Genomic DNA, 11,832 nt, shown 5'->3' on the forward strand with positions numbered 1-11,832 from the left:
AAACCAATCAATACAAAATCACTTTACAAAGAATAAAACAATTAAAAATAAACCTTAACGCTTTAATTAATAATGATTTTTTATTTTCATAACTGTCATAAAAAATAAATATATTATAAATAAACTCCGCAAAATGAAATTTTTACCAATAGCATCGGCGGAATTATAATGAGAAAAACTTTTATTTCAGCATCAATGACTTTATTGCCATTCATATTCATGAATACTCTAACAGCAAAAACTAATATTTTAGAATTAGAGAAAAATATTATTGATACAAGAGGTGCGTGGCTTGAAGATATTAAAAATAATATTATTAATAATACACCTAAAGAAGGCAGCGAAGTTGCTGAGCAAGATAGGCTTATTAGTAACGAATACATCAATATCACTGGTGAGCGGGAAAGTTTAGCACTCGCAGATAAGTCCCAGAACTCAGGTTATTTATTTAACAGTTATCAAACAATACTGTTTGGCGAACATGATATTAATCTAAGAGACCATAACCAATATAAAGAAATCAGCTTATTACATGATACAAGTACTCGTGCCTATGATGAAAAAAAACAGCGTACTAGATCAATTGATTTTATTCTAAAAGACCATTTTAAACGCGGTCGTCCTTACCAAGTATTGGATGACGAAGGTCACTATATTGCAGGCTATTCACAAATACAGGGCTCATCTTACCCTAGCGGTCATACGTGGAATGGTTTTAAGCAAGCTGCGGTATTGGCGATGATTTTTCCTGAAAAGGGCAGTGAAACGTTCAATCGAGCTATTGAATATGGTGAAAGCCGCGTGATTGTTGGCGCACACTTTGCCACTGATACAATCGCTTCTCGTGTAGGTAATTATTATTTATTGTCACAACTCCTATCCGATGAGAAAAATACCAAATTCATTGTTGATTCAGCAAAAAATATTCGTAATGATATTTCATCATCATGTTCAGATAATATACTAAATTGCCTAACAGCTTCTACTCCTATAACCAATGACCACATGGGTTATTATGGAAAAAAAGAAATACAAAATACATCAATGATCGAGCCTAAAAATATACCTAAAACAGCAGGTTATTTACTTCGATTACGTTTCCCTTACTTGAATAATACACAATGGGATCATATTTTAGCCAGTACCGCATATCCAAGCCAATCAATTGCAGGTTGGAATATCAAAGAAAATGATCCGAACTCCTATTGGGGATTAATTAACTTACCTGCGGCTTATCAGGGTCCCTCTTATTTATATGAAAACTTTATCATTAATCAAGATACTAATGACTTTGATATTGCCAATTTTGGAAAGTTAGATGAATGGAAAAATAATATTCAAGGGACTGGAAAGTTAACGAAACAAAGCCAAGGGACATTAGTATTGTCAGGTAATAATACCTTTGCTGGCTTCACAGTAAATCAAGGCCATTTAGTCTTAACCGGCGAAAATAAATATTCGCAAAAATCCGATATTAATGGCGGAACAGTTACCCTTAAAAAGCACTTAAACTCCGCAGTTGATATCCAAAAAGGGATATTGGTTCTAGATGGCGGAAAAATCGGTGCTTCTGTTAATATTAACCACCACGGCTTACTAACGGGTAATGGAAGCATTCGACAATTAACCGCCAACCAAGGTGCCGTCGTTGCACCCGGCCACTCAATTGGCACAATTAACATTGTTGATTCTGTGACTTTTACTCCAGGCAGCCATTATGTGGTTGAAATCAATCCAGCAGGTCAAAACGATAAGGTCATCAGCCAAGGCTCAGCCTCATTAAAAGGCGGTACCGTCAGTGTCACTCTTGAAAATCAAAATAACCCGCTCTCTAAGCAAGATATCAACCGCTTATTTAATACACAATATACAATATTAAGTGCTCAAAAAGGGGTTGATGGCCAATTTGATGCCGTTGTGCCTAATTACCAGTTTATTGGAACGACACTAAATTACGCCCCCAAAGAGGTCACTCTTAAAATAGGGCGTAATAACACGGCATTTTCTAGTGCAGCAGCAACGCAAAACCAAATCGCCGTGGCTAAGGCGATTGAAACGCTTCCTACGTACCATACGCTTTATGACCGTACATTGAAAAGCCAAACAAAACAACAAGCCCGAGCAATATTTCATGATGTCACTGGGCAAATATATGCAGACGTATTATCCAACCAAATAAATAATAGCCGTCAGATTAAAGAATCACTCCTTGAACAAGCTCGCTTGTCTGAGTCATGGAGTAGCGAAAACAAAGGCAATGTGTGGGTCAAAATGCTCTATGATTGGGATAAAACAACTGGCGATAACAATGCCACTGGGTATCAATCATCAAATTATGGTCTATTGCTTGGGGCAAATCGACGTTTTATTAACGACAAAATGACTTTCGGTATCGCCGCAGGCTTTAGCCAAAGTGACTTATCTAGCCATCTTGGCCATGGCAATAGTAATAACTACCATGCAGCCATTTATGGTAGCGCTTTATGGCAGCCGCTTGCGGTTCGTGCAGGGCTTAGTCACACTTCACACCTCATTCATACTGAACGTTCGATCAGTAATGGTACGAGTCACTCTGCAAGCTATTACACCAATACCCATCAGGCATTTATGGAGCTGGCCTATCCAATCAACTCAAATTGGATGAATATTGAGCCATTTACCAATCTCACTTATATCAGCGCGATGAACCATGCAATTAATGAAAATATCAGCAGCACATCACTGCAGGCGCGTAAACAACGCATCAATACAACGCTTTCAACTGTTGGATTACGTCTTGATAATCAATGGAAACTAGGTAAAACATCAAATATTGGTTTGCATGGTGAGCTTAACTGGCAATATCAATATGGGAATTTGAATAGAGGTATAAAAATGAATTTTTCCGATACCACGAGCTCATTTATGACACAAAGTGTTCCTACATCACGCCATGGAATGGCATTAAAAGTCGGTACCGATATCAATATAAAAGAAAATGCTAAGCTATCAATTAATTATAATAAATTTTTATCAAAAAATTATAGTGATAACAATATTGATGCCAAAATTGCGGTAACTTTCTAAATCAATATCTCACCTCCCCTCGCAAGTTGTGAGGGGCAGGTCATGACTAAACATCACGAGATTTTACAGTTTTTTACGCCATTATTTTGATTACCTTACCTTTTTTTATGTTATAAACGAATAACATCTTAAGTTAATTAGATGTTAACTTATTATTTTTAATTGCCTCTATAACCTCAGGTAAGGTCAAAAATACGTAAAATAACACTATGATACGCCAAATTATTATTTTAATTTATGCATTATTGATATCTATCACCCCTGTATTTTTCAGTGGAGATGTTAGCATTATTGCTGATATTGCCATCGTAATTTCAGGAGCGCTGATAATACTGTTATGTGCGGGCATTTATCGTTTTTTGCTTGGCAAAATTTTCACGGTGTTTGTTTCACTCCTATGGGCTCTCAATTTATCTGTTTCATTTTTCTTTTATCAAAAACACGATATCCGCTTTTCTTCTTCGATTGCAGAAACTTTTATCAATACCAATAGCAGTGAAACGGTAGGAATGCTTTCCTATAACATTGGTTATGTTATATTTTATCTGTTTGTTTTTTCAGCTTATTTAGTCTGTATTCATCAATGCGCAAAATACATGAATCGCCGTATCACAGCGATAAGCATGGCGCTACTTTGTGGCTATCTATTAGCCATTCCAGCCTATTATGCATCATTACTTAGCAAGCCAGATAGCGTGTTATTGATCACAGAAAAATACTTCTTAAATACCCCCTTCTACAATGCTGCGGCTTTAGTAAAAAATTTATATGAAAACCGGGGAATAAAAAAAATATCATCACAAAAGGTTGCTTTTAATTACCAGAAAAAAACCTCTGATACTGAAATCTATGTACTTGTCATCGGTGAATCATTACGCCGTGACCATATGAGCTTTTACGGCTATCAATATGATACAACGCCTAATTTAAATCAGCGAAAATCACAAATATTGGCGTTTCAACAAGCGTATTCTCCGGCACCGGTGACTATCTTGTCGGTTCCTATTTCACTGTCTAATATTCGCTTTGAGCAAATGCAGGATAAATCACACTATTCAGACAATATCATTTCATTAGCCAATCATGCGGGCTTTAAAACCTACTGGATCAGCAACCAAGGCAAAACCAATAAACGTACCAGTATTATTTCTGCTATTGCCTCTATGTCGCAAAAGAAAGCGTGGAACGAATTTGTCGGCTATGATGAAGAGCTGCAAGATGACTTCAATAACGCTATCAATGACCCCACTGATAAGAAAAAACTCATTGTTTTACATACATATGGTAGCCATGAACCTGCCTGTAACCGCTTTCCTGAAGCTGAACTAAAAACATTTAGTGGCCAAGAAGATGACGATTGCTACGACAGTTCAATTGCTTATACCGATAAATTTATCGAAAACCTTATGCAGCAACTCGAAAGTAAGCCTGCGACTTTGATGTACTATTCAGATCACGCATTGCAACGCTTAGACAGTGATAACAATATTCACTACCATCATGGTGTTAACAACCCAAGAAAAGAAGCCTATGAAATCCCCTTGCTGATTTGGTACAGCCAAAGTGCGAGTAAACCAAGTATCAACCCAGAAAATTTGCAGTCCCCCTATTCTACAGCGAATAATTATTGGCTAATCAGTGATTGGCTTAATATACAACAAGGCGCACAGCAAGCTTGTTTATCGCCTTTACGTAAATGTTATCAATCCAATAAAAACATTCAGGTAATTGATGGCAATCGAAACATTTTATCTATTAGTCAATTACCTTCAGAAACCATAGACCCACAATAAAACTCGATATTTTGCCAATATTTGCTCATAGTTAATCAATATGAATCCAGCTTACTTATCGAGTCGAGGTCTTAATGTTTGATTTAGTTTTTTTACGTGAATTACTGGTGTCTAGTGTTCACGTACTCCAGTTACTTTTAGAAGCTATTTCAGTCATCTGCGTGGTAATTGGGCTAGTAAAAACCCTGATCGTCTGGGTGCACACCCAGAAATCACGTAAGGCTCGTTATTGTTTTGGTGATTGGTTAGCAACTGCATTAGAGTTCCAGCTCGCTGCTGATATTTTAGCAACGACCGTCGACCCAGATTTAGATAGCCTTATCAAATTAGGTATCATTGCCGTGATCCGTACCTTCTTAAACTACTTCTTAGCAAAAGAGTTAGAACATCAGCCTCCGCAGAATGACCCCGCTCGTCATTAATTTAGGCACAAAAAAACCTGTACATTTTAGTGTGCAGGTTAATATAAAATTACTGATTACAGTTCAGAAACTATAGCAAAATACGTAACATACGACGAAGCGGCTCAGCGGCGCCCCACAGTAATTGGTCACCAACAGTAAAGGCAGATAAATATTCAGGGCCCATATTCAGTTTACGTAAGCGACCAACAGGGGTGCTAAGCGTACCTGTGACTGCCGCAGGTGTTAACTCACGCATAGTGATTTCACGGTCATTAGGAACCACTTTCACCCAATCATTATGCGAGGCAAGCAATTGCTCAACTTCATTCAACGGAATATCTTTTTTCAGCTTCAATGTGAAAGCTTGGCTATGACAGCGCAACGCACCAATACGTACACATAAACCATCAACAGGAATAATATTATTCCCTGTCGCAAGAATTTTGTTAGTTTCTGCTTGGCCTTTCCACTCTTCGCGGCTTTGGCCGTTTTCTAATGCTTTATCAATCCATGGGATCAGGCTACCCGCTAATGGTACGCCGAATGCATCCGTTGGCATTGTGCCACTACGAGTGAAGTCTGTAACTTTTTTCTCGATATCTAAAATAGCAGAAGCCGGGTCTTGGAGTTCTTTAGCAACTTGTGTGTGCAAAGACCCCATTTGTGCCAGAAGCTCACGCATATTACGTGCCCCAGCCCCTGATGCCGCTTGATACGTTGCCACAGATGCCCATTCCACTAAATTATTAGTGAACAGCCCACCTAAAGACATTAACATTAAACTTACCGTACAATTTCCACCGACAAAGGTCTTAATGCCTTTATTTAAACCGTCTTGGATATGTTGGTTGTTCACGGGATCAAGAATAATAATCGCATCATCTTTCATACGTAATGAAGACGCCGCATCAATCCAATAGCCATTCCAACCTGATTCACGAAGTTTAGGATAAACTTCGTTGGTGTAATCGCCACCTTGGCAGCTAATAATGATATCCAATGCCTTTAGCGCATCAATATCAAAAGCATCCTGTAAAACACCACGATGGCCACCATAAACAGGGGCTTCTTCCCCCTGTTGTGATGTAGTAAAGAAAACGGGATGGATCGCATCAAAATCACGTTCTTCTACCATTCTTTGCATCAATACTGAGCCGACCATTCCTCGCCAGCCAACAAATCCGACATTTTTCATTTTTACTCACCCTGTTCGTTTAAATTTCAACCAAAAAATTTCCAGTTCCGACTTTACAACATGGATACTGTCATTTTTATCATTCACCCAAATTGAAACTAGAAATTTTTCGGATGTATCTTGCGTTATATCATTCGAGTTGCAGGTAAGTGACAAGTGAAGAGAATCCGATGAGCATACATGTGTATGTGATTCGTCAGTCTGAGCGTAGTCAACACCCATGCAACTTGAAGGATGATAAGTATAAACTTGACAAAATATGCACCAGTGCGCAAGTGAATTTCATCACTAATAATAAGAAGATTAGTAATCATGCTAATAATCGAAGAAATCAATGGATAAAAAACAAATAAAAAAAGCCACGGCAGAGAGCAATAATCTGCAATGGCTAAGCAAATAAAATATAAAGCGATACAGGAAAAATTTTATAATTATGTGTGAATTAAATAACTAGCGTTTTTTCTTACAGCCTTGCACCGCTTTAAAGCGCGGGTTTGTTTTGCATATCACATACACTCGGCCACGGCGGCGAACAACTTGGCAATCTGGATGACGGGTTTTTGCCGTTTTTAATGAACTCAGTACTTTCATCTTTATTTACCCTCTGGCTGTAAAAACCGACCAAAACGCTTCTGGAACTGTGCCGTTTTACCTTCCTGAGAAATCATTTTCTGTTTACCGGTATAAAACGGATGTGACTGAGAAGAAACATCAAGCGTGACATATGGAAATATCTCACCTTCATATTCAATTGTTTTTTCAGTCTTTATTGTTGATCCTACTTTGAAATAGGCATCTGCACTTGTGTCATGAAAAACCACGGTACGGTATTGTGGATGGATCCCCTGTTTCATAATAACCACTTAAATGTAATGTTATAATATAACAATAACGCATTTTAAATAGTGGTGCAATTATTTTTTATTCAAGAATATTTAAGACGAAAAGCAATGAAAAAATTTCACATAAAAAATAAATACCAAAACAGTAATTTATCCTCCAATGAACTTTTGTATAATTAGATTAGTAGATTCCATCATTTATTATTTATCAAATAGATACATTATCTTTTTAATAAATAAACCATTAGGGGAAGATGAAAATGTATTACGGCTTTGACATGGGTGGGACAAAAATTGAACTTGCCGTCTTTGACAACGAACTAAATCAGGTCTGGCAAAAACGTGTCCCCACACCTAAAGATGATTACCAAACGCTCTTAAATACGTTTCTCAAACTCACGCGCGAAGCAGATGAAAAATTTAACTGCCAAGGAAAAGTGGGTGTTGGTGTTCCGGGTATCGTAAACCATGCTGAAGGAACCGTTTTTACAACCAACGTCCCTACCGCACAATATAAACCTTTAATTTATGATCTTGCTAATATATTGCAGCGTCCAGTGAAAGTGGAAAATGATGCCAATTGCTTTGCATTATCAGAAGCTTGGGACCCAGATTTTAAACGCTATCCAACTGTACTTGGCTTAATTTTAGGGACTGGTGTAGGCGGTGGGTTCATTATAAATGGTAAGGTTTTATCCGGTAAAAATGGAATTGCAGGGGAAATAGGCCACATGAACCTCAGCGTTCGTGGAGCCAAATTGTTAGGAGAAAACGTCCTTGAAATAACTTGTGGATGTGGCCAAACTGCTTGCTTTGAGACTTACCTATCAGGCCCAGGCTTTGAGCGTATTTACTCCTCATTCACCAATGAAAAACGTTCAGCTATCGAAATTATCGAGCAATATAAACAAGGCGATATTCAAGCAAAAGAACATGTTAACCGCTATATGTCATTACTTGCGATGTTTATGGGGCAAATTGTCACTGTTTTTGACCCTGATTTAGTGGTGATTGGCGGAGGATTATCGCAGTTTGAAGAGATCTATAAACAACTACCAGAAGTGCTTCCACAATATCTCTATGGCATAGCGACATTACCTGCAATCGAAAAAGCACGTTATGGTGACTCTGGAGGCGCAAGAGGTGCCGCATTCCTCAACTTAATAGACTAATCTTACTTTTTTGCGCTTCATAACGGTTTTCATCCATGAAGCGCGAATTTATCACTTTAATCTTATTTTTTTCCCCATTTTGTACTTTAAACACGCTTATTATAGTTGAGAATGATTATCATCAACTTAGTTATTAATGGTAAAATCCTATCTCATTAATGTCTTACTGTTATCGATAACACTTTAGGAATAACTTCATCAAATAAGGCTGGATAAACAACCAGTACTATAAGAGACTTCAAAAAATTAAAAGTGCTTATAGACTAGTCTGATACTGCTATTAATTAAAAAAGATATTATTAAATTAAATTATTTTATGGTGATAAATTAAACAAACGTTCCTTTTTACGAAAGCTCAATAATCCATTAATAATAAAGAGAAAACCCTATGAGTTTGTTTTTCCATAACAGTTTGATGTTCCCGACAATTATCTTTAGTGGTTTGCTAATCATTGTTTTATTTTATTGGTTATGTGCCGCTTTTGGCTTATTGGATATCGACGTATTTAATCTTGATACCGAATTTGATGCCGGTATTGATGCAACGGGTTTTGCTGGCTGGTTAACCAAGCTTGGCTTAGCCGGAATCCCTGTCACCATTATTGTCACGTTATTTACTCTTTTTGGTTGGATAATCAGTTATTTCAGCGTACATGTCTTCATTCGCTTCATTGATACTGATTTATTACGCTATCTCGTTAGCTTCGCCGTTTTTGCGATCACCCTATTTATCTCTCTTCATTTAACCGCTTTGTGCTTAAAACCTGTGCGCAAAAAATTGGTGAGTCTCAATAAACCCAAAACAGTACAGCAGCTTATCGGCAAATACGCCACTGTACGTTCGGGAACAGTAAGTGAACAAAATGGTGAGGCGCTATTAGAAGATGGTGGAGCTGGGTTAATTTTACAAATACGAGCCCCGTCCTCCGAACAGTTAAAACGCGGTGATCATGTTGTCATCATTAGCTATGACGCAGCATCGCACAGTTATCAAGTTGTCAGTGAAAATGAATTTCGCCACGGATAACTTCTTTTTTTTAAAATAAATATCTTGCTTGCATAATCGAAATGACGTCATCGTCAGAACCAATGGAGAATCAATATGGACTTGGCTGCACTAATGCCCTTTTTAACAATTATCGGGGGGATCATCCTAGTTATTTTAGGGTTCTTTGGGTTATTCAAAGCCTTCTATATCAAAGTTCCACAAGGTACTGCTTTGATTGTCAATGACATGTCATCACAGCCTAAAGTGCATTTTACAGGGGCATTAGTTTACCCTGTCATCTACAAAAAAGAATTCATGCGCATTTCATTGTTAACACTTGAAGTTGACCGTCGAGGTAAAGATGGCTTGATTTGCCACGATAACTTACGTGCTGATATCACGGTTGCTTTCTATTTGCGTGTAAACGAAACGACGGAAGATGTCCTAAAAGTTGCAAAAGCTATCGGTGTTGACCGAGCATCAGACCATCAAGCAGTCAGTGCTTTATTCAGCGCAAAGTTCTCTGAAGCCTTAAAAACAGTAGGTAAACAACTGGATTTAGCAACCTTATTTGAAAACCGACAAGATTTCCGTGATCGCATTGTTGATGTGATAGGAAAAGATCTTAACGGTTATGCACTTGAAGATGTGGCGATTGACTACCTAGAACAAACACCAAAATCAGCCTTAGACCCAAATAATATCTTTGACTCCGAAGGTATTCGTAAAATTACTGAAATTACAGCGATTCACAATATTGAAACCAACCAAAAAGAACGTGACCAAGAGCTGGCTATTCAAAAGAAAAATGTTGAAACCCGTGAGGCTAGCTTGGCTTTAGAACGCCAACAAGCCGATGCTGAAGCACGCCAAAAACGTGAAATAGATAATATTCGCGCACGCGAACAAGCTGAAACCTTACGTGTTCAAGAAGAAGAGCGCCTAAAATCAGAACAAGCTCGAATCCAAACTCAGCAAGAAATTGAAATTCGTGAAGAAAACCGCATGCGCGAAGTTGAAGTCGCCCAACAAAACCGTACTCGAGCTGTAGCCATCGAAGAAGAACGAGTGAGCCGCGCACGTGAGCTCGAAATTGTTGCCCGTGAAAGAGAAGTTGAATTACAGCGTATAGAAAAAGAAAAAGCCCTCGAAGAAGAACGCAAAAATATCTCCAATGTTATACGTGAACGTGTAGCCGTCGAAAAAACCGTGGCACAAGAAGAAGAACGAATCAAAGAAGTTCGTGAAATATCTGAAGCTGAACGCATGCGCCAAGTCACCGTGATTAACGCACAAGCAGAAGCCGAAGAATCATTAGTTCGCCAAGTGAAAAAAGCCGAAGCGGATGAGGCCAGTGCTAAGCACCGTGCAGAAGAAATAAGCACCATGGCACAAGCAGAGTTAGAAGCATCGGCAAAACAAGCTGAAGCCAAAAAACGCTTAGCTGAAGGAGTTGAAGCCGAACACGCGGCATTAGGTTTAGCAGAAGCTCGAGTTCGCCAAGCTACCGCAGAGGCAGAAGAAAAAGAAGGGCTTGTTCTTGCCAATATTACGGCTGAGAAACTGTTAGCAGAAGCTCGTGGGCTGAAAGAAAAAGGCTTAACAGAAGCTCAAGTAATGGAAGCTAAAGCCAAAGCAGAACAACAACAAGGGTTTGCTGAAGCAAAAATCCTTGAAGAAAAATTAGCAGCCCAAGCTCGCGGTGAAGAACAACAAGCCAATGCCAAAGAAAAACTAGGCTTGGCTGATGCGAAAGTACTGGAAGAAAAACTGGCAGCACAAGCTCGAGGGGAAGGCCAATTAGGTTCAGCACAAGCAGAGGTTATCCGCCAACGCCTGAAAGCTGAAGCTGATGGTTTAACTGACAAATTTAAATCAATGGATCACCTCAGTGATACCGCTCGTTCTCACGAAGAGTTCCGTATGCGCCTTGAGAAAGAGTTCGAGCAAGCTATGGCATCTATTGATGCTAATAAAGAGATTGCCCGAGAGCAAGCTGATGTATTGGCTGCAGCACTTAGCAAAACTAACATTGAAATTGTGGGCGGTGATGGTAGCTTCTTCAATACTTTCTCTAAGGCACTAAGCCTCGGCAAAGCCGTTGATGGTTTTATGGATAAAAGCAGTTTTGCAAAAGAAAATGTAGAAAAACTCATTAATCGTAACAAAGAAGACAAAAAAGTTGATATTGCCGCATTATTGAAAAATCCTGAAGTTCAAGATCTTATAAACGGTTTTATGGCAGCTAAAGGGGATAATCAGCCAGCAAAAACTGTCATATCAAAACCGATTCCACCAACGGATGGCCAACTGTAAACCTTTAGCACATTGGGGTAGTGAACCTACCCCTTATTGTTTTTCATTTTTATTGT

At 38.5% G+C, this 11,832-nt stretch carries 9 protein-coding genes; 6 read left to right on the plus strand and 3 right to left on the minus strand.

Annotated elements, in window-relative coordinates:
* Positions 1 to 168 precede the first annotated feature (168 nt).
* The 3 genes from PSE60_RS18505 (at position 169) to PSE60_RS18515 (ending at position 5,281) form a co-directional block, all read left to right on the plus strand.
* Positions 169 to 3,066 carry an autotransporter domain-containing protein gene (locus PSE60_RS18505; RefSeq protein WP_272666392.1) on the plus strand — a complete coding sequence of 966 codons (2,898 nt, stop codon included), beginning with the start codon at positions 169 to 171 and terminating at the stop codon, positions 3,064 to 3,066.
* A 209-nt stretch (positions 3,067 to 3,275) separates the two neighbouring features.
* Entirely contained in the window at positions 3,276 to 4,859 is a 1,584-nt protein-coding gene (locus tag PSE60_RS18510; protein WP_272666393.1) for a phosphoethanolamine transferase, read from the plus strand.
* A gap of 74 nt (positions 4,860 to 4,933) precedes the next feature.
* The gene (locus PSE60_RS18515) at positions 4,934 to 5,281 is read left to right on the plus strand and encodes a DUF1622 domain-containing protein (protein ID WP_272666394.1); all 348 of its coding nucleotides are present in this window, start codon (positions 4,934 to 4,936) and stop codon (positions 5,279 to 5,281) included.
* Positions 5,282 to 5,351: 70 nt separating this feature from the next.
* Here the strand turns inward: PSE60_RS18515 and asd are convergent, their stop codons facing one another.
* From asd to PSE60_RS18530, 3 genes are all read right to left on the minus strand, one after another.
* Positions 5,352 to 6,458, minus strand: a complete 1,107-nt coding sequence (gene asd / locus PSE60_RS18520) for an aspartate-semialdehyde dehydrogenase (protein ID WP_272666395.1) — start codon at positions 6,456 to 6,458, stop codon at positions 5,352 to 5,354.
* Positions 6,459 to 6,908: 450 nt separating this feature from the next.
* Positions 6,909 to 7,049 (minus strand): type B 50S ribosomal protein L36, encoded by a 141-nt coding sequence (gene ykgO, locus PSE60_RS18525; protein ID WP_004906789.1) that lies wholly within the window; start codon positions 7,047 to 7,049, stop codon positions 6,909 to 6,911.
* A 2-nt stretch (positions 7,050 to 7,051) separates the two neighbouring features.
* Positions 7,052 to 7,312: a type B 50S ribosomal protein L31 gene (locus PSE60_RS18530; protein WP_272666396.1), complete on the minus strand. Its 261-nt coding sequence runs from the start codon at positions 7,310 to 7,312 to the stop codon at positions 7,052 to 7,054.
* Between the two features lie 248 nt (positions 7,313 to 7,560).
* Here PSE60_RS18530 and nagK point away from each other — a divergent pair, with 248 nt between their 5' ends.
* From nagK to PSE60_RS18545, 3 genes are all read left to right on the plus strand, one after another.
* Positions 7,561 to 8,472, plus strand: coding sequence for an N-acetylglucosamine kinase (gene nagK, locus PSE60_RS18535; RefSeq protein WP_272666414.1), 912 nt, complete (start codon positions 7,561 to 7,563; stop codon positions 8,470 to 8,472).
* A 388-nt stretch (positions 8,473 to 8,860) separates the two neighbouring features.
* The gene (locus tag PSE60_RS18540) at positions 8,861 to 9,499 is read left to right on the plus strand and encodes an OB-fold-containig protein (protein WP_004906782.1); all 639 of its coding nucleotides are present in this window, start codon (positions 8,861 to 8,863) and stop codon (positions 9,497 to 9,499) included.
* A gap of 75 nt (positions 9,500 to 9,574) precedes the next feature.
* On the plus strand, positions 9,575 to 11,776 hold the full coding sequence (locus PSE60_RS18545; RefSeq protein ID WP_272666397.1) for a hypothetical protein: 2,202 nt from the start codon (positions 9,575 to 9,577) through the stop codon (positions 11,774 to 11,776).
* Positions 11,777 to 11,832: the final 56 nt, after the last annotated feature.

Source organism: Providencia sp. PROV174, from assembly GCF_028480685.1.
In the GTDB taxonomy this organism is placed as follows: Bacteria; Pseudomonadota; Gammaproteobacteria; order Enterobacterales; family Enterobacteriaceae; genus Providencia; species Providencia rettgeri.

Excerpts from the sequence above, each read along its gene's own strand:
- PSE60_RS18505 (WP_272666392.1), top strand. The coding sequence starts at position 169 with ATGAGAAAAACTTTTATTTCAGCATCAATGACTTTATTGCCATTCATA.
- PSE60_RS18510 (WP_272666393.1), top strand. The coding sequence starts at position 3,276 with ATGATACGCCAAATTATTATTTTAATTTATGCATTATTGATATCTATC.
- PSE60_RS18515 (WP_272666394.1), top strand. The coding sequence starts at position 4,934 with ATGTTTGATTTAGTTTTTTTACGTGAATTACTGGTGTCTAGTGTTCAC.
- asd (WP_272666395.1), bottom strand. The coding sequence starts at position 6,458 with ATGAAAAATGTCGGATTTGTTGGCTGGCGAGGAATGGTCGGCTCAGTA.
- ykgO (WP_004906789.1), bottom strand. The coding sequence starts at position 7,049 with ATGAAAGTACTGAGTTCATTAAAAACGGCAAAAACCCGTCATCCAGAT.
- PSE60_RS18530 (WP_272666396.1), bottom strand. The coding sequence starts at position 7,312 with ATGAAACAGGGGATCCATCCACAATACCGTACCGTGGTTTTTCATGAC.
- nagK (WP_272666414.1), top strand. The coding sequence starts at position 7,561 with ATGTATTACGGCTTTGACATGGGTGGGACAAAAATTGAACTTGCCGTC.
- PSE60_RS18540 (WP_004906782.1), top strand. The coding sequence starts at position 8,861 with ATGAGTTTGTTTTTCCATAACAGTTTGATGTTCCCGACAATTATCTTT.
- PSE60_RS18545 (WP_272666397.1), top strand. The coding sequence starts at position 9,575 with ATGGACTTGGCTGCACTAATGCCCTTTTTAACAATTATCGGGGGGATC.